The following is a 22,514-nucleotide window of genomic DNA, read 5'->3' as shown; positions in this document are numbered from 1 at the left end:
GTCCTCGATCTGCCCTTGCTCAATGCGCGCCGAGATAGAGCCCGGCGAGTTCGGGATTGTTCAGCAGTTCCGACGCTCGCTGCTCGATGGCGACCCGGCCGAGGGCCAGCACATAGGCGCGGTCGGAAATGGCGAGCGCCTGCGCAGCGTTCTGCTCGACCATCAGGATGGTCATGCCGGTCCGGTCGCGGATGCACACGATCTCGTCGAACACCTCGTCCATCATCAGCGGCGACAGGCCGGCCGAAGGCTCGTCGAGCAGCAGCACGGCGGGATCGGCGATCAGGGCGCGGGCGATGGACAGCAATTGCCGCTCGCCGCCGGACAGGGCGGACGCGCGCCGGTCCTTCTTCGCCGCGAGGGATGGATAAGCCTTCATGATCTGCGCCAAGCGCTCACGGCGCTGGCTCGCCACCAGGAAGCGCGCGCCGAGCAATATGTTCTCGGCAACGCTGAGCGTGGCGAAGACATTGTCGGTCTGCGGCACGAAGCCCACATGGTGCTCGCGCACGCGCAGGTGCGCCGGCACGCTTGTCGTGTCGCGCGCATCGATCAGCACCTGCCCGGCGCGCGGCACGACGAAGCCGCCTATGGTTTTGAGCAAGGTCGACTTGCCGCAACCGTTCGGTCCGAGAATGGTGACGATCTCGCCCGACGCCACGGCGAGGTCGATACCGTGAAGGATGTCCGGCCCGTCGCCATAGCCGGCGCGCAGGCCCTGCGTGACGATCATGCCTTCCAGCGGACGCGGCGCCGGGCCGGCAAGGGCGAGTGGCGCGTTCATGCCGGCACCTCCACCACGGGGCGGGCCACCTTGCGGCCAAGATAGGCCTCGACCACGCGCGGATGCTCGGTCAGCTCACGCGGCGGGCAATCGGCAATCAGCTTGCCGCGGTCGAGCACCACGCAGCGCCGACACAGATTGCGCACGAAGCCCATGTCGTGCTCCACGATAAGCAGCGTCACGCCCCCGGCATTGGCGCGCTTGAGCATCGCCACGATGTGCTCGCGCAGGCTGGGGTGGACGCCGGCGGTCGGTTCGTCGAGGCAGAGCACGCTCGGCCGGTTGGCCAGCGCGGCGGCAATGGAGAGCAGCTTCTTCTGTCCGCCGGAAATCGCGCTCGCCGGCTGGTCCGCAACGGGGGCGAGCTTGAGCTGCTCCAGCAGATCGTCGGTGCGGGCCGTGTCGGTGGGCCGGCCGACGAGCGCGTCGAACAGGCCGCCCTGCGCGCGGTTCGCCGCCAGCAGCACCTCGCGCACGCTCATGCGGGAGGGCATACGCGGCAGCTGAAAGGTGCGGACCAGTCCCAGCCGAGCGATGGAGGAAGGCGGCAGCGCACCGACGGAGCTGCCGCGCAGGGACACCTGCCCGCCGTCGGCGGCGAGGAAGCCGGTCAGCACGTTGAGCAGCGTGCTCTTGCCCGAACCGTTCGGGCCCAGCAGGCCGACGATGCTGCCCGCCTCGACGGCGAGGTCGACATCGTCGAGCACCAGATGCGCACCGAAGGATTTGCGCAAGGCGCGTGCGTCGAGGACGGTCTCAGCCACGCACGCCTCCAATTCTTTCCGGGATGAGGCCCTGTGGGCGCAGCAGCAGGAAGCCGATCAGTCCGCCGCCGATCAGCACGAGGCGCATGGCGGCGACGAACTCGGATGGCAGGCCGAAGGCATCCTTGGCGAAGGGCACCAGCGCGAACAGGCATTGCACCACGATGGCGCCGATCACCGCGCCGGCATGGCTGCCGAGTCCGCCGACCACCACCATGGTCCAGATGACGAAGGTCTCGCTGGCGAAGAGCTGGTCCGGCCCGACAAAGGTGAGGTAGTGGGCGAACAGGAAGCCGGACAGTGCCGCAGGCAATGCCGCCGCCAGCATGATGCGCCGGCGGAGTCCATCGAGATCGTAGCCGAAGGCGGCGGCGAGCTGGGGTTCCTCGCGCAGCAGGCGCAGCGACAGGCCGAACTTGCTCTGGGTGAGGCGGCGGAAAGCGAACCAGGTCGCAATGAGTGCTGCCAGCACGACAGCGAAAAGAATGAGGCGGCCGGAAAGGGGCGAGCCGGTGTCGAACAATGCGGGAATGCCGCCAATACCCTGCGCGCCGCCGGTGATGTCTATCTCATTGGTGGCGATGGTACGCAGGATCTCGCCGATCGACAACGTCGCGATGCCCCAATAGTCGGCGCCCAAATTGCGGCCGAGCCGCGCAAAGAGCAGCGCCACCAGCACCACCAGCACGAGGCCGAGGGCAAAGCCCGCGAGCGGCCCGAGAGCATGCGAGAAGGCGAGCGCCGCGCCATAGGTGCCGCAGCCGAACAGAGCGATCTGGCCGAAATTGATTAGCCCGGCAAAACCTGCCTGCAAGTTCAGGCTGAGCGCCAGCATCGCATAGAGCGCGGCGATGGTGGCGACATGGAGGGCGAATTCAGACACGCTTCACCTCGTTCACGAACAGGCCGTGCGGCCGGAACAGCAGGGCGAGCACGAGGATCAAGAAAGACGCCGCCGTGATGTAGTTGGCCGGGATGAACAGGAAGGCCTTGCCGATCAGGGGACCGAAATTCAGTGTCGCGGCGAGGGTTTCCGCCGTGGCGATGACCAGCGCGCCGAAGATCGCGCCCATCGGGTTGCCGAGCCCGCCGAGAATGGCGGCGGCGAAGACCGGCAGCATCAGGTCCTGCCCCATGAGGATGTTGAGCTCGCCCTTGACGGCGATGCCGATGCCGCCGAGCGCCGCGAGCACGCCGGAGAGGAAGATGATCACCCGCACGACCAGCCTCGCGTCGATGCCGGTGGCGCGGGCGAGGTCTGGGTTCGTCGCGGTGGCCCGCATGCAGCGGCCGATATCGGTGAGGAACAGCAGCGCGGCGAGCAGCACGAAAGCGGCGAGCGAGATGGCGACCGCGAGGAGCTGGGGCCCCGTCACCGGGCTGCCGAACACATTGAGCGGTGCCTCCACGGGGAAGTCGAAATGGCGGGAATCCGGGCCTGCGGTCACCAGAAGGGCGGCGGTGAACAGCATGCCCGCGGCCAGCGAGCCGATCATGGCGATGGCCGAGCCGGACTTTAGGAGGCGATCGAACACGGTGATGTTGAGCAGCACGGCGATGAGGCCGACGGCGATGCAGGCCGCAAGCGCGGCGGCAACGAGCGGTGCGCCCCAGGAAGCGAAGAGATAGGCGAGGAAGGGCCCGACGGTCGCGTATTGCATCAGCGCGATGTTGGGGAACTTCACCAGCGAGTAGCCGGCGCTGAGCGCCACGGCGGCGAGCGCGATGTCGCCGGTGCGCAGCACGATGTCGATGATGATCGGGATCATGAGGCTCTCGCGTCGCGGGAGGGAGGGCCTCGCGGCATGGCCGCGAGGCGGGAGACGGTACGGTCAGCGCACGTCCATGCCGGTCTCTGTTTTCTTCAGCTTGAGATAGGGTTGGTAGCTGCGCTGGCGCTCGGCATCGAAGGTGATGGTGCCGGTGGCGCCCGGATAATCCTTGCCGACCTCGATCAGCGCGGCCTTCACCGCCTGCGGCTCGACACTGCCGGCCTTGTTGGCGGCGGCGGCAAAGATCTTCACCGCGTCATAGCCATAGCCGGAGAAGGAAGTCTTGAAGTCGGCGCCGTACTTCTTCTTGTAGGCTTCCTCATAGGACTTGCCGTCCGGGCCAATGTAATTGAGGTCCATGCCGTACTGGCCGACCACATATTCCGGCTTGCTGTCGGCGGTGCACATGGAGAAGTAGATCGCGTACCACGGCGTCTTGTTGACGCCGAGCTCGAAGGCCTCGCGGTTGATCAGCGCCCCGTCCTTGCCATAGGCGGAGTAGATGAAGGCGTCGGGCTTGTACTGGGCGGCCTGCTGTAGCTCGCGGCGATAGCTGGTCTGGCCCTCGGTGTAGAGCAGCGTCGAGACCACCTTGCCGCCGAGCTTCTCGAACTCGGTCTTGAACCCCTCCGCCATGCCATGGCCATAAGCGTTGTTCGGGCCGACGATGACGATGTTCTTCCAGCCCTGCGCGGCAACGTCCTCCGCGGAGAATTTCGACGAGACGGCCTCCAGTCCGATGACACTGAAGGCGGTCGGGCCGATGTCGCGGATCTTGTTGCTGGAGCTGCCGATATTGACGTGCAGCTTGCCCTCCTGAACGAGGTACTGACCGATCGGCAGGGTGATGCCGGAGGAATATTCCCCGATCACCGCCGGCACCTTGTCGACCGCCACCAGCTTCTTTGCGGCGTCGAGAGCGGAAGGCGGGCGCCCGCCGGAATCCTCCACGATCACTTTGAGCGGCTGGCCGAGCACGCCGCCCGCGGCGTTGATCTCGTCCACCGCCAATTCGATGCCGCGGCGCTGGTCCTCGCCCTGCGTCGCGCTGGCGCCGGAGAGCGGCACCACGGCCCCGATCGCGATGTCCGCCTTCGCCGGCACGGCGATCACGGCGGCCACCATACCCACTGTCAACCAGGCTGAAATGCGCACCATCATTGGATCCCCTCGGCTCCGCTCACTTAGAATTCATAAGTGAGTACACTTTAGAATTCATAAGTGAGTTCACAATCTCAAAATTTGGGCATACTACGCCTATTCGCTGGGCACCGGCGGCGCGCAAGGGCAGCGTGAGAGGCGGGACGCGGACGGTGCACGGCCCGTTTCCGATCCCGACCGGAGCCCCTATAAGCGGGAGAGGAGGCGCGACTCGGATGGCACGCAGGAAATCGGATCGCGAGGCGAACGAAACCACCGAACCGGACGCGGGAGAGCGCCGGGGCCGCGCCGCCGACAGCGTCGAGCGCGTCTACGCGATCATCAAGGATCTGGCGATCGAGTATCAGTTTCGTCCCGGCCAGAAGATCAATGAGGCCGAGCTTGCTGCCCAGCTTTCGGTCAGCCGCACGCCGGTGCGCGCGGCGCTGAACCGGCTTGAGCGCGACGGCTTCGTGCTGACGGTGCCCAATAAGGGCTTCTATGCCCGCGACATCAGCCCGGATTCGGTGCGCGAGCTCTACGAGCTGCGTGCGGCCGTGGAGCGCGCGGCTTTCGTGCTGGCCTGCCAGCGCGCCTCAGATGGCGACCTGGAAACCACCATTGCCGCCTGGGAGCGACACAACGACCTCGCCGAAGAGGGCTCGTGGGCGAATATCGCGCTGGCGGACGAAGCGTTCCACATGGCGCTGACGCGATTGTCCAAGAACACCCAGATGGAGCTGGCGCTCGAATCCATCTCCTTGCGGATCCGGTTCTTCCGCCGCATCGCGCTCGAGACCTTGCCGCAGCGCTCAAAGAGCTACCAGGAGCATGCCGACATCATCGAGGCCCTGCGCCGGCGCGACGCCGTAGGCGGAGCCAGACTGATCGAGCAGCATATCACCTTGAGTTCCGCCCATGCGGTGGAGGTCGCCACGCGAGGCCTCGCGCGCATCTTCTTCGGCACCGCAGCCTGAAGCACGGCCCAGCTGGCTGCACTAATCGGACGGCGGTTGGTCGAAGGCCCAGCTGTGCCCAACCGATGCAACCCGGGTTTGGCTCATGCGATCACGCGGCAGCAGGCCGGACTGTCGCCCGACGGCGTACCCGCACCAACCGACCTTTATCGATTGGTCAATGAGGCCTCGCCCCGGACCAACGAGACCGAGAGGAGGCGGCCGCGCGCCCATCCCGTTTGCTGGAGAAGCTTTAAGCGGGCATCACCGCACGCTGGCAGGATCATCGAACCGTGCCGCAGGATGTGGCTGACGCCATCGACTTCTTTCCGAACGAATGACGGCACAAGGCGGATCGCACCCATCCGGTGGACACGCGACCATCGACACCGGCTGTAACGAGCGGAAGTAAGGTGGGTCGAACGGGCACGCTCTTCGGGCGTCGTCGCAATTCTGCGGATTGGACGTGGATGCGGCTGCCGCCAGCACCGCCCATTGCCGTTCAAGCTCATCGTCGAGCTTTTTGGCGACCCTGACTGCCCGTCGCCCGAAGCGGTCGACGACGCGGTTTCGCGTCGAATGCCGGATGGTTCCCTGACGGTCGATGGCGCGGCATTCAGCGGGAACGCGGCGAGCCGAGTGTCAAAAGGCCCCGCGTTAGGTCAGAAATCAGCCATGGGCGCACGCGTGTGTTGGACGATCTGTTGGACAGTATCGCCACACCCACTCACCGACCCCATGGGATTGGGCGGCAACCCTATGTAATACCTGGTAAAATCCGGGGAAACAGTGGAGCGGGCGAAGGGAATCGAACCCTCGTATGCAGCTTGGGAAGCTGCCGTTCTACCATTGAACTACGCCCGCATCGACGCGGCGCACCATAAGTGGCACGCACGCGGTGTTCAAGGGGGGCCCGGCCGACTTCCCCTGCCACGCACAGGGTTCGTCCCACCCACCGCTCGGGGGCGCTCCGCGTCGCGAAGGATGTTCCACCATTCGCCATTGTAGGCGGCGCTCCGGCTCGCCGGATCCGCTGGCGCTTCGACGACGCACTCATCGCGCGCATTCAGCGTGTCGAATAGTGGCCGTACGGTCCGGAACACTTTGCCGGCCTGGATCTTGCGGACCCGTCAGCCCTCCTGGACAGGCTGGAGGAGAAGATCGCCGGCGGACTGCAACCGTTCAAGCCGAAGCGATTCAAGCTCGCGCAGGAATTCCTGAAACTAGCGAACGCAACCCCTTCGGCCCGGGCGGCTGCCAAATAGCGGGTTCATGCCCATGGCCCCGCGTTCACGCCCTCGCCGGCGGATCGGGCATTGCCGCCTGCAACGGCGCGACGCCTCCGATGACACCGTGCAGCATGCCGGCAGAATATCTCATTCATGCCCCGACGAACTTTCCATTCGCCGCCAGATCTCATCGGCCCGATGAAAATCCTCCTCCCAATCGATATCAAGATGCTCGATCGAGGTGAGCGGAAACAGAACTGGGTGGGATCCGATCCGGTCGGCATGGGCGATCATGGTGCTGAAATTCGCAATGAAGGCAGCACTATCGATCTCATAAACCGGGGGCAACGTCTGGGTACGAGGCCACTTCTCAACCGAACGGTCATAATTCAGGGGGCCCCTGTCGTTCCAAAGAAAAGTTCTGACGACTCCGGCCGACATGAGACTGTCATAGCCTTCGTTCAACCCAGCCTGGAAACGGACGATCATCTCATCGTATCGACTTCCGATCACGAAGGGCGATGTAACGTGCGTCCAGAGAATGCTGTCGTCTGGAAGAATGCGCAGGGCATAATCGATCAGGTCGTCCGTGGATGTCTGAGACGTGCCGTATTCTTCCGGGCGACGGTCGACGATCAGCTCTTTACTGATGCTTGGAGCCAATTCGTCGCACGCCTCGATTATGGCCTCGTCATTCGTGGACACGACAATGCGGTGGATGAGCCTCGAGCTGTTCAACTGGGCGAGCTTGATGCCAAAAAGGCCATACGGCCTTTCCTCCGAACGGACGGAGATTTTTGTTTTTAACGCGCTCGCCTCCCAAACGACATGGAAGAAAATCAGTTGTCACAACGATCATCTTCAAGTCGGATGATTAAAAAATGTAATATCTCAAGACAATCTCGTTCTGAATTCTTTATTTGACAATATATATCGGGCTCCATCACCTGACCCGGCGGGCAACTTGGCACCTCGGAGGCGACGACCTCGCGCAAGGTCACTTACGCATGCTGCTCGCATTATGCAATGGCCGCCACTCGTGAGATGAGACCCTCGCGACATCAACGACGGCGGACCCGTGCAGCGAGGGTACACAGCGCCGGGGAGCCCAAGCTCCGCTCCACCTCACTGGAACGACGCCAACGCCGGTGTCGGGATCATCGTGCCGCGTGACCTCCTGTTACGGACGCCCCCTCCCCCGGACAACAGGCACGATCCAAGCGCCGCGAGAAGATGTACCCACCGAGATCGAGGCTAGCCCCCTGCCGCGGCCAGGGAAGCCTGATTGCGACAAGCCAGCAGGGCCGCCGTCGCCCGCGCGACGAACGCCTCGTCCTTGACCCTGAACGTCGCGGCCAGTTCCCGCGCGACCGCCCCATCGCTGATCGGGGAACCGGCCTCCAGAAGCTTGATCATGCCGAGCGCGGCGGCGGCGCACTGGTGACTGCTCTTCAACTCCCTGAACCAGCTCAGGTTTTTGGTACGGCACGCGACGGCTTTGACGAAACATTCCATCGTCAGGTTCATGCACTCCAGGGCGCGGTCGCGCGATCCGGCAATACAGTAAACCAGTCCGCAAAATAGCATAGATTTGCACATATTATATCCATGCATGACATAGAAGTTAAACTTCGATAGAAAAACATCACGAACCTTGTTCGCGACGTTCAACACCGTCCCCACATCGCCGCGACCAAGATGATGGTGCCAGACGCAAACAAGAACGGAAACCTCCATATTTATTCGGTCTTCACGAGGGTTCGACTTGTTTTTCAACCCTGATACCCGCCGGTTCGCAGCGCCCAGCAATTTATCAATGTCGTTTATTTCCATATCCAGTTCGATTGATTTATAAACGTAAATCACGAAGGCGTTCGCCAGGTGCCCCAGAATTTCCGGATCCGCGCCCTCAATTCCATCATGATAATCAAGTATATTTTCGCAATAAATCGAACCGTCTTCGTATCTATATGCCGACCGGGTATATAAGAAAAATATTTCCTGAACTCTTCCCGGGTACGAGGAAGCACCTCATCAATCCCCAGCGCCGGATCCACCCAGTCGACGGGCTCGACACTCCCGTCGGCACGCCTGAGATCGACAGAAATCTTTTTGACGGGAATGGAGGGGAGATCGAACATGAAATCCTGAAATCTACGCGGCAACTTGTAGTTTTTTACCGGACCTAGAAGCAATACGGAGGTATCATCGAGATATTCCGTTGCAACAACATCAGAACCCGACGATTTACGTTCGATCTTCTCACCATTTATATCTAAAATACGCGCGACGAACGCTCCGCTCCCTATCTCTACCGAATGGTAGATCCTAAATAGAATCCTATTTCTCCTAATGCACGAGATCGACTTCATCTACCCGCTCATCCAAAAATAAACCCAGAACATAGCGCTTTTCGTATGTAATAATAATAACCAGATAGTAAAACTCCATCTAAGTTAGATAAAAACTCAACTGCACCAGTCAATCACACCTGATCCTCCTCCTGAATAGCGACCTCTTGCAAGTCGGCTCATAAGCCTTGGAGGATCGCACCATGATGCGGAAGAAGCAGAAGCACGAAGAGATTGTCGCGAAGCTTCGGCAGGTTGACGTGTTGGTGTTACAGGGGCGCCCGCTCGCCGAGGCGATCCGAACGATCGGCGTGACGGCGCTCGCCTATTATCGCGGGTGTAAGGAGCGGGTGTAAGGAGTTTGGCGGGTTGAACAGCGATCAGGTGAAACAGCTGACGGATATTGAGCCGGAGAACGGGCAGCTGCGCGAGGTCGCGGCGGATCCGACGCTCCGAACGCGGTTCTGAAGCAAGCCGCGTCGCGAAACGTCTGGCTCCACCCGGGGTCGGCGCGGCGGCGAGCATGCCAGAGCCAAGTTCGGCGTATCGGAGCGTCTCGCGTGCCGGGTCCGCCGATCAACAGAACCCCGCTCTGCCCCTTATGGTCCGTCGGGCACCCGCCGGTCGGGTTGCCGCAGCGCGACCGCGCTATCGCCGCCGGGCAATGACGGAACAGGGGCCAGCTTGCTGGCCCCCTTTTCTTCCCGCCCCGCGCCGGCACGGCCCATGAGCGGCCCACGCCGACGCGCGCCTCAGTCGCCGCCGAACAGCGTATCCGTCGCGGTGATCAGCCCGATCTGCGGATTCATCGCACAATAAGCCCCCAGCTTCTCTGCGTTCTGGACGAACTTCTCGGTGTCGATGACGGGCGGCGCGTCCTCGTCCTTGTAGTAGGCATCCAGCCACGACAGGATGATGCCGATCGTCGACTTGTCCTGGCTGATGAATTGCTGGCAGGTCATGGTGGAAAGATCCCACTTGTCCGCCAGAGCGGGGCTGACGGTCAGGAACAGGGCGGCAGCGGCGACTGCATATTTCATGATGGGGTTTCCTCGAGGACGTTTTTTTTGAAACCGCCCCATGCCCTGTCGCCGGCACCCGCGAACCCGCAATTGCCCGCGACCGGCGCGGACATCGCTCACGCAACCCGACGCCAAGCCTGCTGCCGTTCCGGTCCGTGAATACCATACACGCGCCGGCAATTGCACGCCGCATCGCCGCACGGGGCGGAGGCGCCTGGGCCTCAGAAGACCTGCCGGAAGACCAGGAACAGCACGAAAGACAGCGCGATCGATGCCGGCAGCGTCAGCACCCAAGCCAGCAGCAGGTTCCGCACCGTCGACCCTTGCAGGCCGGAGCCGTTGGCCGCCATGGTGCCGGCGACGCCCGAGGACAGCACATGGGTGGTCGAGACCGGCAGCCCGAAGCGATCCGCCGCGCCGATGGTGGCCATGGCCACCAGCTCGGCCGCCGCGCCCTGGCCATAGGTCAGGTGGGTCTTGCCGATCTTCTCGCCGACGGTAACGACGATGCGCTTCCAGCCGACCATGGTGCCGAGCCCCAGCGCCAGCGCCACCGCCACCTTGACCCAGAGCGGGATGAACTTGGTCGCCCCGTCCACCGCCGCGTGATAGGTCTTCACCGTCGCCAGATCCTCCGGCGTCATCGCCAGCAGCTTGTTCTTCTCGATCAGCTTGAGCGCCTCGCCGACGAGATAGATGTCGTTGCGGACATTGTTCACCAGCGAGGTCGGCACCTGCTCGGCCGAGGCATAGGGCTGCAGCATCGCCGTGGTCTGGTTGATGAAGGCGCGCAGCGCGGCCGTGGTCTCTTCGGTCCAGCTGCGGCTGCGCACCGCCGCGGCGACCTCCGCCTTGGGATCGGCGACGGTCATCCCCGGCGGCACATATTGGCCCAGCACCTGCTCCACCTTCACCGAGGCGTCCTTGTAGGCCTCGATGTAGTTGACGTCCGGCGTGCGGTTCAGCGCATAGGCAGTCGGCACCACGCCGATGAGGATCAGCATGATCAGGCCCATGCCCTTCTGCCCGTCATTCGAGCCATGCGCGAAGGAGACGCCGGTGCAGGTGAAGATGAGCAGCGCGCGGATCCACAGCGGCGGCGGCGCGTCGCCCTTCGGGCTCTCATAGAGCTCCTTGTTGCGGATCACCGCCTTCATCGCCAGCAGCAGCAGCGCGGCGGCCACGAAGCCGACGATCGGCGACACCAGCAGGGTAAGCCCGACATTGGTCGCCTGCGACCAGTCGACGCCGCTGGTCGCCGAGCCGGCCGGCGCCACGAACTGGTTGGCGATGCCGACGCCGATGATCGAGCCGACCAGCGTGTGCGAGCTCGACGCCGGCAGGCCGAGGAACCAGGTGCCGAGATTCCACATGATGGCGGCGACCAGCAGCGCGAACACCATGGCGAGGCCGGCCGAGGAGCCGACCTGCAGGATCAGCTCCACCGGCAGCAGCGCGATGATGCCGAAGGCCACCGCGCCGGACGAGGTGAGCACGCCGATGAAATTGAAGATGCCCGACCAGATCACCGCCAGCTCGGCCGGCATGGAGCGGGTGTAGATGACGGTCGCCACCGCGTTGGCGGTGTCGTGAAAGCCGTTGACGAACTCGAAGCCGAGCGCGATCAGCAGCGAGAGACCGAGCAGGATCCACGGCACGCTGGTCGCCACGGCGAGATCATGGCTCAGCGCATAGCCGATATAGGCGAGGCCGCCGGTCAGGATGAGCCCGAACAGCGGCAGGAACCATCTCGCCCCGTCGGCGCCGTGCACCGGGTGGGTGCCGCGCGGGATTCCGACTTCCCCGGGGCGGACTTCACTTGGGCTGACATCAACCATCACGATCACCGTGAACGCACAGGCCCGTAGGAAATTACCTAACACACGGCGGCCGCCGGCGACATCCAAACAGGCGGCGGCCGGCGACAGGCGGCATGCGCAGGGCGGTGGCGCGCCGGGCAGCACGCCATCGCCCTGCGGACAGGCTCAGTACTTCTCCGGCACGTACATGTCCGGCGGCACCGGATGACGCTCGTAATCGGCGTGGCGCACCCGCTCGGGCAGCACGATGTCCGAGCGCGGCACGGTCTCGTAGGGGATCTGCTCGAGAAGATGCGCGATGCAGTTCAGCCGCGCCTTCTTCTTGTCCACCGCCTGCACCACCCACCAGGGCGCGTCGGACGTATGGGTGCGCTGGAGCATGTCCTCCTTGGCGCGGGTGTAGTCTTCCCAGTGTACCCGGCTCTGCAGGTCCATCGGCGACAGCTTCCACTGCTTCAGCGGATCCTGGATGCGCATCTGGAAGCGGAACTCCTGCTCCTCGTCGGTGATCGAGAACCAGTACTTGATCAGGATGATGCCCGAGCGCACCAGCATCCGCTCGAAATCCGGCACCGAGCGGAAGAACTCCTCCAGCTCGTCCGGCGTGCAGAAGCCCATCACCCGCTCGACGCCGGCGCGGTTGTACCAGGAGCGGTCGAACAGCACGATCTCGCCGCCGGCCGGCAGATGCGGCACATAGCGCTGGAAGTACCACTGGCTGCGCTCCCGCTCGGTCGGCGCCGGCAGGGCGACGACGCGGCAGACGCGCGGATTGAGGCGCTGGGTCACGCGCTTGATGGCGCCGCCCTTGCCGGCGGAATCGCGCCCCTCGAACAGCACCGCGACCTTCAGCTTCTTGTGCTGCACCCAGTCCTGCAGGCGGATGAGCTCGTGCTGGAGCCGGAACAACTCGCGGAAATACAGCTTGCGATCGAGCGTCGGCGTGCCGCCCTCGCCCAGCCCCTCCGCCACCAGTTCGTCGAGATAGTCCTCGTCGAGCTGGGTCTCCAGTTCCTCGTCGAAGCTGTCGGTGATTTCCTCGCGGATGCGGTTGAACTGGTCCTTGGGGTCGTGGGTCATGGGAAGCTTCCTAGTCTGTCTTGACGGGAACACGGCTCAGGAAGGCGGCTATCGGGCAGTATCTCGCAGATACGCGCCCGGCACGAGCGCGCGGCGGATGCCGCCCGTCATGCCGACGGTGCGCACCTTCCCCGAACTCCGTGACGTCATGATGCCGCTTCCAGATGCGTGACGAGCCGCGACGATGCGAGCCGACGCACGCCGAACACGTTGATGCGCCGCACACTGACACCGTCATGTGTAGGATTCACAACAGAGCGGAACCACCCGACGCCGGGCCGGTGGAAGCGTTGCGCCGACGCGCTCCGCTACGATAGCGCGGCCTCGCCGGGCCGATGCAGCCGCGGCACCGGGCGGGTGAAGCTGCGCCGGCCGTTCTTCAGGCCGAAGATCGGCGCGGCGATCTCGCCGCAGGCCTGCTGCTCGTCCATCGCGTCGAGCACGACGAGGTCGGCTGCCGCACCGGCATGCAGCCCATAGCCGGCGATCTTCATCAGCCGCGCGGCGCCGGTGGTGACGAGATCGAGCACGGCAGGGAAATCCGCCGGACCGGCATGGCAGACATTGGCGTAGAGATTGGCCATGCGCAGCAGGCTGAGATCGCCGAACGGGGTGAAGGGGTTCATCACATTGTTGGTCGCCACCGAGCAGCACACGCCGCGCGCCGCCAGCCGGTGCACCGGTGCGACGCCGCGTGGCGCGTTGCCGGCCTCGGTCCGCCCGGTGAGGTAGAGATCGGTCGACGGCAGCGCGGTGACCGCGATCCCCGCTCCGGCGAGCCGCAGGGCGAGCGCGTCCAGCGCCGCCGCCGGCAGCGCCGACAGCTTGGTGACGTGACCGACCGCCACCCGGCCGCCCCAGCCCCGAGCCACGGTCTGCCTCAGCACCTCGTCGAGATGCATCCAGCTCGGATCGAGGTCGAAATCGAGGTGGAAGTCGAGATCGACGTCGAACCGCCGGGCAAGGTCGAACAGCCGGGAGATCTGGGTGTGCGGCTCGCTGTCGGTATAGGGGCAGCCGCCGAGCAGGTCCGCCCCCTGTTCCAGCGCCTCGACCAGCAATTCCTCGGTGCCGGGATTGTTGATCAGACCTTCCTGCGGAAAGACGCAGACCGAAAGGTCGACGGCCCAGGCATAGTCGCGCTTCAGCGCCATCACCGCCTCGAAGCTGCGCAGGCCGACCAGCGGATCGATTTCGACATGGGTGCGCATATGGGTGGTGCCCTGCACGATCGCCTTGTCGAGGCAATAGGCGCCGCGCCGGTAGACGTCGTCCGGGGTGAAGCCGGCCTTGAGCCGCGACACCGCGCCGATGGCAGCGGCGAGATCGCCATGGTCATGGCCGCAGCGGCCGAGCAGGCATGCCTTGTCGAGATGGACATGGGTGTCGCAGAACCCCGGCAGCACCAGCCGGCCGCCAAGGTCCTCGCTTGGGGCGTCGGCGACGATGGCGGGCTCCAGCGCCAGGATGCGGCCACCGCCGATGGCGATGTCGACGCGGCGGCCGTCGCGCAGCGAGGCGTTCTTCAGGATGAGATCCGGTTGCGGCATGGTCGTCTCTCCGGCGGCCGCCGGGCGGAACGCGGCATCGGAAATGGTGTGAATGGCGGCCCGGTCAGGCGCTGCCCCGGTCGGGCCGAAGCTTGGTCAGATAGACGTCACGCGCCAGATGCAGTCGCCGACATCGTCGACCACCAGCAGCCCGCCGCGCTGGTCGACGATCACCCCGACCGGGCGGCCGAGCGCCTTGCCGTCCACCCGGAAGGCGCCGAGGATTTCCTCCGGCGGGCCGGCGGGCACTCCGTCCTTGAACGGGATGAAGATCACCCGGTAGCCGGAGGGCGGGTTGCGGTTCCACGAGCCGTGCTGGCCGATGAACACCCCGTTCTTGAAGCGGGCGCCGAAGCGCTCGTCGTCGACGAAGGTGAGGCCGAGCGAGGCGGTGTGCGAGCCGAGCGCGTAGTCCGGCTTCAGCGAGGCGGCGACCAGATCCGGCCGCTGCGGCTTCACCCGGTCGTCGACGATCTTGTCGTAATAGCAATAGGGCCAGCCATAGAAGGCGCCGTCCTTCACCGAGGTCATGTAGTCCGGCACCAGGTCGTCGCCGATCTCGTCGCGCTCGTTGACGCTGGTCCACAGTTCCCCGGTCACCGGGTTCCAGTCCATGCCGACCGGGTTGCGCAGGCCGCCGGCGAAGACACGCAGCGCGCCGGTCGCGATGTCGACCTCGAGGATGGCGGCCCGGTTCTCCTCCTCATGCATGCCGAACTCGGCGACGTTGGAATTGGAGCCGACGCCGACATAGAGCTTGGTGCCGGCTTTGTTGGCCACCAGGCTCTTGGTCCAGTGATGATTGCGGCCCGCCGGCAGGTCGCACACCTTCACCGGCGCCGCGTCGATGCGGGTGGCACCGGGCACATAGGGGAAGCGCACCAGCTCGTCGGCATTGGCGACATAGAGCTGGTCGCCGACCAGCGCCATGCCGAAGGGCGAGTTGAGGTTTTCCAGGAAGGGCAGCTTGATCTCGGCGACGCCGTCGCCATCGGCGTCGCGCAGCAGGGTAATGCGGTTGGCGCTCTTCACCCCCGCCCCGGCCCGCACCATGACGAAGCCCATCACCCACCAGCGCAGGCTGAAGATGCCGCCCGGCGTCGGCGGCGCGGCGGTCTCGGCGACGAGGATGTCGCCGTTCGGCAGTTCGTAGACCCAGCGCGGATGGTCGAGATCGGTGGTGAAGGCGCCGACCTTCAGGCCCGGCGCCGGCTTCGGCTTCTGCCCCTCGCCCCAGCCGACCGCCGGCGCGATCTTCATGATCGGAATGAGCGTGGGCTTCGGCTTGGGCAGCTTCGGCAGGTCGCCATAGCCGGCCTCCTCGGCCAGCGCCGGCGCCTTGCGCAGGTCGGCGAGGAAATGCGCCGTGCCGGTAATGCACGCGCCGATGAAACCGCCGATCTTCGCGTAATTGGCCATGCGCCGCTCCAGCCTGAGAGAGCCGCCATCTGATCCCGGAAAGCCGAGCACGTGCAATCCCCCAAAGGGCCACTGGCCACAGCTGCGTGGTGGCTTCGCGCCGGAGATCCACGAGGACATCGCTGGACAGGCGCGCCGCCGGCCCTAGCTAAGGGGGACCGAACCCGAAGGAGCGAGCGGCGAGCATGACGGAACAGCACGACGGCGCGGGGCACGACGCGGACGCCCCCACCCCTTCGCAGCGCATTGATGCGCGGATCGCGGAACTGGGCGATTGGCGGGGCGAGACGCTCGCCCGCATCCGCCACCTCATCCGCGGCGCCGATTCCGACATCGTCGAGGAATGGAAGTGGCGCGGGGTGCCGGTGTGGTCGCGCGCCGGCATCCTCTGCACCGGCGAGACCTATAAGAGCGTGGTGAAGCTGACCTTCGCCCGCGGCGCGGCGCTGGCGGACCCGGCGGGCCTGTTCAATGCCAGCCTGGAGGGCAGTACCCGCCGGGCGATCGACATTCATGAAGGCGAGGCGATCGACGAGGCGGCGCTGACCGCGCTCATCCAAGCCGCCGTGGCGCTGAACCTCGCCAAGAAGACCGGCAAGAAGGCCTAGCCCGGCAGGAAGGCCTAGACGGCCGCCGCCTCGCTCCGCCGCGCGAGCCCGTCCCGGCGCAGCAGCCGGCGCAGCAGTTCGAACACCGCCGGCTCCAGCGTCTGCGACACGTTGAACCGCAGGAAGCCGGCGGCGGATTGCGACACGCTGAAGGCGTTGCCCGGCGCCAGCACCACCCGCTCGGCCAGCGCCGCCCGGGCGATCTCGGCCGCGTCGATGCCCTCCGGCAGCCGGCACCATAGGAACATGCCCGCTTCCGGCTCGAGCCAGGGGGTGATGCCGATCGCCTTCAGCCGCGCGCCGACCTCGAACCGGGCGCGCGACAGCCGGGTGCGCAGCCCGTCCATGTGCTTGCGGTAGCCGCCGTCGCTGAGCACGCCCAGTACCAGCTCGGCGGTGAGCCGGCCGCCGCCGAAGGTGGTGGCGATCTTCAGGTCGGTCAGCGCCTCGATCCAGGCCGGGCGCGCGGCGATGAAGCCGCAGCGCGCCGAGGCCGACAGCGTCTTGGAGAAGCTGCCGATATGGATCACCCGCTCCAGCCCGTCGAACGCCGCCAGCCGCGGCGCCGGGGTGTGCTCGAAATCGGCGAAGATGTCGTCCTCAACGATGGTGAGCGCGAACTGGTCGGCAAGCTTCAGCACCTTGTGGGCGGTCACGGCGGAGAGCACCGCCCCGGTCGGGTTATGGATCGCCGAATTGGTGATGTAGAGGCGCGGCCGATGCTCGGCGAGCGCCTGGCCGAAGCGCGCGAGGTCGGGGCCGGACGGCGTATAGGGCACGCCGACCACCTTGGCGCGGTGCGCCCGTAGCAGGGCCTGGAAATTGAAATAGCAGGGGTCGTCGATCAGCACGGTGTCGCCGGGCTCGATGAGGAACCGGCACAGGAGGTCGATCGCCTGCGTCCCCGATTCCGTCAGCACGATCTGGTCCGGCGAGGCCTCGATGCCGCGCTCGCCCATGCGGCGCGCGATGAGCTGGCGCAGCGGCGGCAGGCCGAGCGGCGAGCCGTATTCCGCCAGCACGCCGCTCTCGGCACGCGCCAGCGTCCTGAGCGTCCGCCGCATTCCCTCCTCGGGAAGCCATGAGGGCGGCAGCCACCCGCAGCCCGGCTTGAGGTCGCCGCCGCCGGCCTCCAGCGACTGCCGCGACACCCAGAACGGATCGACGGCGCGGTCGAGCTTCGGCCCGCGCTCGGAAAGCGCGAACGGCTCGGCCTGGCTGGCGACGTAGAAACCCGAACCCGGCCGGGAATGGATAGCCCCCTCGGCCGCCAGCCGCTCATAGGCCGCCACCACGGTGGAAGCCGACACCTTCAGGCTCGCGGCCAGTCGGCGGATCGAGGGCAGCTTGGCGCCGGGCGTCAGGCTGCGGCCGGCGATGCGCTGCCGGATCGTCGCCATCACCGCGTCGACCTTGGAACCTGCACTCATCCGTATGGCTCATCGTTTCATAACAGTTCGGCAGAACCGTATCGAACTGTGGCTTGAAGCACCAGAGGCCGGGGCCGATAGGGTTGGCACGCGCGGCAGAACGGCGCGACGGCGCAAAGCGCCGAGGCGAAGGGCGAAGGGCGAAGGGCGACATGGAACGTGCAACGGCCGGATGGCTCAACGGCCTCGTCGGCGTGGTGATCTTCAGCGGCTCGCTCCCCGCCACGCGGGTGGCGGTGATGCAGTTCGACCCGGTGTTCCTCACCGTCGCCCGCGCCGCCATCGCCGGCCTGCTGGCGCTGTGCCTGCTGCTCGCCTGCCGCGAGCGGCGCCCGGCCCGCCGCGACATCGCCTCGCTCCTGGTGGTGGCGTTCGGCGTCGTGCTCGGCTTCCCCTTGCTGACGGCGCTGGCGCTCCAGCACGTCACCTCGGCGCATTCCATCGTCTTCATCGGCCTCCTGCCGCTGGCGACGGCGATCTTCGGCGTGCTGCGCGGCGGCGAGCGGCCCAAGCCGGCCTTCTGGCTGTTCTCTCTGCTCGGCAGCGCGCTGGTGGCCGGCTTCGCGCTGTCGCAGGGGCTCACCGCCTCGCCGACCGGGGATGCGCTGATGCTGGCGGCGATCATCGTGTGCGGTCTCGGCTATGCCGAGGGCGCCCGGCTCGCGCGCACGCTCGGCGGCTGGCAGGTGATCTCGTGGACGCTGGTGCTGTCGCTGCCGGTGATGATCGTGCTGGCCGTCTTCTACATGCCGCCGAGCTTTGCCGGCATCGACGCCCCGGCATGGATGGGCCTCGCCTATGTCTCGCTGTTCAGCATGCTGATCGGCTTCGTGTTCTGGTATCGTGGCCTCGCGCAGGGCGGCATCGCGGCGGTCGGCCAACTGCAGCTGCTGCAGCCCTTCTTCGGTCTCGCGCTGGCGGCGACGCTGCTGCATGAGAAGGTGAGCCCGGCAATGCTGGCGGTGACGGTGGCGGTCATCCTGTGCGTGGCCGGGGCGCGGAAATTCGCGCGATAAGCCGACCGCACGGCGTCGCCGGCCATTCATTAATTCCAGCGATAGGCCCTATCTCCGCCGCTTGGCTAATCGGCGTGGACGCCCCGTTCTAACCTAAGGAGAACTCACCGAACGGGAAGCATGGGCATGAATGGCTGGACCTCGATCCTCGCGGCGGCGCTGGCACCCGCCAGCCTGCTGATGGCAGCGGAGGTCCGGGCGCAGGACACCGGCAAGCCGCAGCCGCTGGTCATCCAGGAACAGGGCAGCTTCACGGTCGGCGGCACGGTGTCGACGGCACCCGGCCGTTTCGATCCGCGCAAGCCGATCGGCCCCGCCGGGCAGAGCTTCCACGGCGACCATGCCTATGTCTTCTACCAGATCCCGGTCCAGCCGAGGAAATACCCGCTCGTCATGTGGCACGGCTTCGGCCAGTTCTCCAAGACCTGGGAGAGCACGCCGGACGGCCGGGAAGGCTTCCAGACCCTGTTCCTGCGGCGGAACTTCGCCACCTATCTGATCGACCAGCCCCGGCGCGGCAATGCCGGACGCAGCACGGTCGAGACCACCATCAAGCCGGTGCCGGACGAGCAGTTCTGGTTCGGCCAGTTCCGCGTCGGCGTCTGGCCGGACTATTTCGACGGCGTGCAGTTCTCCCGCGACCCGCAGGCGCTCGACCAGTATTTCCGGGCGATGACGCCCGACACCGGCCCGTTCGACATCGGCGTCATGTCCAGCGCCGTCTCCGCGCTGTTCGACCGCATCGGCCCGGCCATCCTGGTCACCCATTCGCATAGCGGCGGGCTCGGCTGGGCCACTGCGGTGAAGAACGCCAACGTCAAGGCCATCGTCGCCTTCGAGCCGGGCAGCAACTTCGTCTTCCCCGAGGGCGAGGTGCCCGCCGACATTCCCAACGCCTTCGACACGCTGAAGGGCGTGCCGGTGCCGATGGACCAGTTCATGGCGCTCACCCGCATCCCGATCGTCATCTTCTATGGCGACAACATCCCGGAGACCGCGACCGACATCCCGACCCAGGATGCGTGGCGCGCGCGGCTCGCCATGGCGCGGCTCTGGCGCGACGCGGTGAACCGGCACGGCGGCGACGCGACGCTGGTCCACCTGCCGGAGATCGGCATTCGCGGCAACACGCATTTCCCGTTCTCGGACCTCAACAATGTCGAGATCGCCGACCAGGTGTCGGCCTTCCTTGCCGCGAAGCACCTCGACTGACCGATGTCCGCCCACCGGGCCCGTCCGGGGCGCAGCCTCGCCGCCGCCCGGGCTCCCGTCACGCACCCTCCCGTGGCGCGGGCTCCCGCCCTGCCGCACACCCCTCCTGTCGGGAGCCTATCGATGAACAGACTGGCCTCATTCCTGTCGCTGGCCGGCGTCGCCGGCCTCGTCCTGCTGGCGGGCTGGCAGGTACACGCGGAAACCACGCGGGTTACCTTCCCCGAGGATCTCGACCGGCTCGTCCACTACACTACGGTGCGACGCGGCAATGTGACCGAGCACATCATGACAACCCCGGCGGCGCTCGACGCGGTGAAGAACGGCAAGCCAGTGCCGGAGGGCACGCATTTCGTGCTGGTCGACTACCGCGACGGCCAGCTCTACCGCTACTTCGTCATGCAGAAAGGGTCGGGATGGGGCACCGACTATGACGAACGCCGCCGCACCGGCGACTGGCAGTTCCAGTGGTTCTGGGCCGACCGGGGCGTCAACATGAACGAGAACACCGCCCGCTGCCAGTCCTGCCACCGGAGCCAGTCCGGCTCGGAATATCTGTTCACCGCCAGCCGGATCCCCGATTTCGACGGCACCCCGGTCGACTGAGAAGCCGGCGTGACCCCTGCCCTCCTGTTCCGGCTGGTTCTGGATCTCCTCGCCAGCGGCCTGCTGCTGCTCGCTTTGGCCTATTGGTGGCTTGGCAACGCGGTCCACGAGCTTGCCGGCACCGCCCTGCTCCTCCTCGTCGGCGCGCATAATGTCTTCAACCGTCGCCGCTACCGCCCGCTCGTCGCGGCGCGCCGGCAGGCGCATGGCCGGCTCGATCTCGCCGTGCTGCTCCTGCTGGCGACGGCGATGCTGGCGCTTCTCGCCACCAGCGTTGCGATCTCCGAAACGCTCGCCGGCATCATGCCCGGCGGCGGATACACCGGCCGGCAGATCCACGTGCTCGCCGCCTATTGGGTGCTGATCGTCGTCGCGGTCCATCTCGGCCTGCGCTGGCCGCGGCTCATGGCGGTCGCGCGCGCCGGCTTCGGCCTGGAACACCCCAACGCGGCGCGCACGCTGGGGCTCCGGCTGCTCGCCGCCGCCGTCGCCCTGCATGGCGTGTGGAGTTCCTTCGAGCTCGGCATCGGCGCCCGCCTCACCCTGCAAACGACACTAGACTGGTGGAACTTCGAGGATTCCGCAGCCGGCTTCTTCGTCCACGCCCTCGCGGTCGCCGGGCTCTATGGCGTGCTGAGCTACTACGTCGCCGGCTGGCTGCGGCGGCGGTCGACCTGAAGGCACTCTAGATTTTTGGTTTTCGCAATTTTCACGCGAACCGGTACCCGCTTCGCTCGAAAGTGCTCTAGCCGCGATAGCGCAGCGCGTCGACCAGCAGCGAGAAGGCGGCGGAGGGCTGCCTCCGGCTCGGATAATACAGGTGATAGCCGGGGAAGGCCGGACACCAGTCCTCCAGCACCTGGACCAGTCGCCCGTCCTTCAGATAGCTGCTGACCCGATCCTCCATGACGAAGGCGAGGCCGAAGCCGTCGAGCGCCGCCTGCGTGACCATGTACATATGGTTGAAGGCGAGTTGCCCCTCGACGCGGACCCGCACTTCCCGCCCGTCCTTCTCCAGCTCCCAGGGATAGAGCCCGCCCGAGCTGAGCATGCGCAGATTGATGCAGGAATGCGCCGCGAGGTCCTGCGGCACGAGAGGGACCGGCCGTTTCTCGAAATAGGCGGGCGCGCCGACGACGATCATCCGCACATCCGGCCCGATGCGCACGGCGATCATGTCCTTGGCGAGCGCCTCGCCCAGCCGGACGCCGGCATCGAAGCGCTCCGCCACGATGTCGGTCAGGCTGGAATCGATGCTCAGTTCGACATGGATGTCGGGATAGTCCGGCAATAGCCGCTTGAGCGCCGGCCACAGCACGGTGATGGCGGCATGCTCGGCGGTGGTAATGCGGATCGTGCCGGCCGGCTTCTCGCGCAATTCGCTGAGCGAGGTCAGTTGCGCGCCGATCTCGTCGAAGGCCGGCCGCAGCGTGCCGAGCAGTCGCTCGCCCGCCTCGGTGGCGGCGACGCTGCGCGTGGTACGGGTCAGCAGGCGGACGCCCAGACGGGCCTCCAGACGCCGGACCGTGTGGCTGAGGGCGGATTGCGAGGTGCCGAGCTTGGCCGCGGCGCGCGTGAAACTGCGCTGCTCCGCCACCACCAGAAAGGCATTCAGATCGACAAGGTCATCGCGTTGCATTCATGAATTTTGGACATGGCTTCATGCGATTTACAATCACTAGTTCACCAAATTCAGCGTGATAAACAGGACGTGAAATCCCGTCCAAGGAATCCCGTCCAAGAAATCCCGTCAAA

General features: G+C 65.8%; 22 protein-coding genes and 1 tRNA gene. 7 read left to right on the top strand and 16 right to left on the bottom strand.

The window, feature by feature from the left end; translation table 11 throughout:
• Window positions 1–19: 19 nt before the first annotated feature.
• The 5 genes from KHC28_RS25895 to KHC28_RS25875 form a co-directional block, all read right to left on the bottom strand.
• Window positions 20–784 carry an ABC transporter ATP-binding protein gene (locus tag KHC28_RS25895; RefSeq protein WP_246565190.1) on the bottom strand — a complete coding sequence of 255 codons (765 nt, stop codon included), beginning with the start codon at window positions 782–784 and terminating at the stop codon, window positions 20–22.
• A complete protein-coding gene (locus KHC28_RS25890) occupies window positions 781–1,548 on the bottom strand; it encodes an ABC transporter ATP-binding protein (RefSeq protein ID WP_214011254.1) in 768 nt (255 codons plus the stop codon). The genes KHC28_RS25895 and KHC28_RS25890 overlap by 4 nt, the downstream gene beginning before the upstream one ends.
• Window positions 1,541–2,431, bottom strand: a complete 891-nt coding sequence (locus KHC28_RS25885; protein ID WP_214011253.1) for a branched-chain amino acid ABC transporter permease — start codon at window positions 2,429–2,431, stop codon at window positions 1,541–1,543. The genes KHC28_RS25890 and KHC28_RS25885 overlap by 8 nt, the downstream gene beginning before the upstream one ends.
• The gene (locus tag KHC28_RS25880; RefSeq protein WP_214011252.1) at window positions 2,424–3,317 is read right to left on the bottom strand and encodes a branched-chain amino acid ABC transporter permease; all 894 of its coding nucleotides are present in this window, start codon (window positions 3,315–3,317) and stop codon (window positions 2,424–2,426) included. The genes KHC28_RS25885 and KHC28_RS25880 overlap by 8 nt, the downstream gene beginning before the upstream one ends.
• Before the next feature lie 63 nt (window positions 3,318–3,380).
• Window positions 3,381–4,478 (bottom strand): ABC transporter substrate-binding protein, encoded by a 1,098-nt coding sequence (locus KHC28_RS25875; RefSeq protein WP_246565189.1) that lies wholly within the window; start codon window positions 4,476–4,478, stop codon window positions 3,381–3,383.
• A gap of 218 nt (window positions 4,479–4,696) precedes the next feature.
• Here KHC28_RS25875 and KHC28_RS25870 point away from each other — a divergent pair, with 218 nt between their 5' ends.
• On the top strand, window positions 4,697–5,437 hold the full coding sequence (locus KHC28_RS25870; protein WP_214011251.1) for a GntR family transcriptional regulator: 741 nt from the start codon (window positions 4,697–4,699) through the stop codon (window positions 5,435–5,437).
• A gap of 769 nt (window positions 5,438–6,206) precedes the next feature.
• On the opposite strand, the gene KHC28_RS25865 is transcribed toward KHC28_RS25870, so the two are convergent.
• The 4 genes from KHC28_RS25865 to KHC28_RS25850 all read right to left on the bottom strand — a co-directional run bounded on the left by KHC28_RS25865 (window position 6,207) and on the right by KHC28_RS25850 (window position 9,017).
• Window positions 6,207–6,280 (bottom strand) — tRNA-Gly (locus tag KHC28_RS25865).
• A 512-nt stretch (window positions 6,281–6,792) separates the two neighbouring features.
• A complete protein-coding gene (locus KHC28_RS25860) occupies window positions 6,793–7,350 on the bottom strand; it encodes a glycosyltransferase family protein (protein ID WP_214011250.1) in 558 nt (185 codons plus the stop codon).
• Window positions 7,351–7,899: 549 nt separating this feature from the next.
• The gene (locus tag KHC28_RS25855) at window positions 7,900–8,511 is read right to left on the bottom strand and encodes a hypothetical protein (RefSeq protein WP_214011249.1); all 612 of its coding nucleotides are present in this window, start codon (window positions 8,509–8,511) and stop codon (window positions 7,900–7,902) included.
• Window positions 8,508–9,017, bottom strand: coding sequence for a hypothetical protein (locus KHC28_RS25850; RefSeq protein WP_214011248.1), 510 nt, complete (start codon window positions 9,015–9,017; stop codon window positions 8,508–8,510). The genes KHC28_RS25855 and KHC28_RS25850 overlap by 4 nt, the downstream gene beginning before the upstream one ends.
• Before the next feature lie 182 nt (window positions 9,018–9,199).
• Here KHC28_RS25850 and KHC28_RS28065 point away from each other — a divergent pair, with 182 nt between their 5' ends.
• On the top strand, window positions 9,200–9,352 hold the full coding sequence (locus KHC28_RS28065) for a hypothetical protein (RefSeq protein WP_214011247.1): 153 nt from the start codon (window positions 9,200–9,202) through the stop codon (window positions 9,350–9,352).
• Between the two features lie 396 nt (window positions 9,353–9,748).
• Here KHC28_RS28065 and KHC28_RS25840 read toward each other — a convergent pair whose 3' ends face one another.
• From KHC28_RS25840 to KHC28_RS25820, 5 genes are all read right to left on the bottom strand, one after another.
• The gene (locus KHC28_RS25840; protein ID WP_214011246.1) at window positions 9,749–10,036 is read right to left on the bottom strand and encodes an HdeA/HdeB family chaperone; all 288 of its coding nucleotides are present in this window, start codon (window positions 10,034–10,036) and stop codon (window positions 9,749–9,751) included.
• Window positions 10,037–10,239: 203 nt separating this feature from the next.
• Complete coding sequence (locus KHC28_RS25835; RefSeq protein ID WP_214011245.1) at window positions 10,240–11,856, bottom strand: inorganic phosphate transporter; 1,617 nt, start codon at window positions 11,854–11,856, stop codon at window positions 10,240–10,242.
• Between the two features lie 147 nt (window positions 11,857–12,003).
• Window positions 12,004–12,918, bottom strand: coding sequence for a polyphosphate kinase 2 (gene ppk2, locus KHC28_RS25830; protein WP_214011244.1), 915 nt, complete (start codon window positions 12,916–12,918; stop codon window positions 12,004–12,006).
• A gap of 308 nt (window positions 12,919–13,226) precedes the next feature.
• Window positions 13,227–14,468, bottom strand: a complete 1,242-nt coding sequence (locus tag KHC28_RS25825; protein WP_214011243.1) for an amidohydrolase family protein — start codon at window positions 14,466–14,468, stop codon at window positions 13,227–13,229.
• Window positions 14,469–14,564: 96 nt separating this feature from the next.
• Entirely contained in the window at window positions 14,565–15,887 is a 1,323-nt protein-coding gene (locus KHC28_RS25820; protein ID WP_214011242.1) for a PQQ-dependent sugar dehydrogenase, read from the bottom strand.
• 185 nt (window positions 15,888–16,072) lie between these two features.
• Between KHC28_RS25820 and KHC28_RS25815 the strand changes: the two genes are divergently transcribed.
• Entirely contained in the window at window positions 16,073–16,495 is a 423-nt protein-coding gene (locus KHC28_RS25815; protein WP_214011241.1) for a DUF1801 domain-containing protein, read from the top strand.
• Window positions 16,496–16,509: 14 nt separating this feature from the next.
• Here the strand turns inward: KHC28_RS25815 and KHC28_RS25810 are convergent, their stop codons facing one another.
• The gene (locus tag KHC28_RS25810) at window positions 16,510–17,925 is read right to left on the bottom strand and encodes an aminotransferase-like domain-containing protein (RefSeq protein ID WP_214011240.1); all 1,416 of its coding nucleotides are present in this window, start codon (window positions 17,923–17,925) and stop codon (window positions 16,510–16,512) included.
• A gap of 152 nt (window positions 17,926–18,077) precedes the next feature.
• Between KHC28_RS25810 and KHC28_RS25805 the strand changes: the two genes are divergently transcribed.
• The 4 genes from KHC28_RS25805 (at window position 18,078) to KHC28_RS25790 (ending at window position 21,437) form a co-directional block, all read left to right on the top strand.
• Window positions 18,078–18,941, top strand: a complete 864-nt coding sequence (locus tag KHC28_RS25805; RefSeq protein ID WP_214011239.1) for a DMT family transporter — start codon at window positions 18,078–18,080, stop codon at window positions 18,939–18,941.
• A 126-nt stretch (window positions 18,942–19,067) separates the two neighbouring features.
• Complete coding sequence (locus KHC28_RS25800; RefSeq protein ID WP_214011238.1) at window positions 19,068–20,153, top strand: alpha/beta hydrolase; 1,086 nt, start codon at window positions 19,068–19,070, stop codon at window positions 20,151–20,153.
• Window positions 20,154–20,276: 123 nt separating this feature from the next.
• Window positions 20,277–20,759 carry a cytochrome P460 family protein gene (locus KHC28_RS25795; RefSeq protein WP_214011237.1) on the top strand — a complete coding sequence of 161 codons (483 nt, stop codon included), beginning with the start codon at window positions 20,277–20,279 and terminating at the stop codon, window positions 20,757–20,759.
• A gap of 9 nt (window positions 20,760–20,768) precedes the next feature.
• Window positions 20,769–21,437 (top strand): DUF4405 domain-containing protein, encoded by a 669-nt coding sequence (locus tag KHC28_RS25790; protein WP_214011236.1) that lies wholly within the window; start codon window positions 20,769–20,771, stop codon window positions 21,435–21,437.
• 67 nt (window positions 21,438–21,504) lie between these two features.
• Here KHC28_RS25790 and KHC28_RS25785 read toward each other — a convergent pair whose 3' ends face one another.
• Window positions 21,505–22,398 carry a LysR family transcriptional regulator gene (locus tag KHC28_RS25785; RefSeq protein WP_214011235.1) on the bottom strand — a complete coding sequence of 298 codons (894 nt, stop codon included), beginning with the start codon at window positions 22,396–22,398 and terminating at the stop codon, window positions 21,505–21,507.
• Window positions 22,399–22,514 lie beyond the last annotated feature (116 nt).

Origin of the sequence: Ancylobacter sonchi, from assembly GCF_018390695.1 — a bacterium.
Classification (GTDB): domain Bacteria; phylum Pseudomonadota; class Alphaproteobacteria; order Rhizobiales; family Xanthobacteraceae; genus Ancylobacter; species Ancylobacter sonchi.
This window is presented reverse-complemented; position numbering and strand designations above follow the sequence as displayed.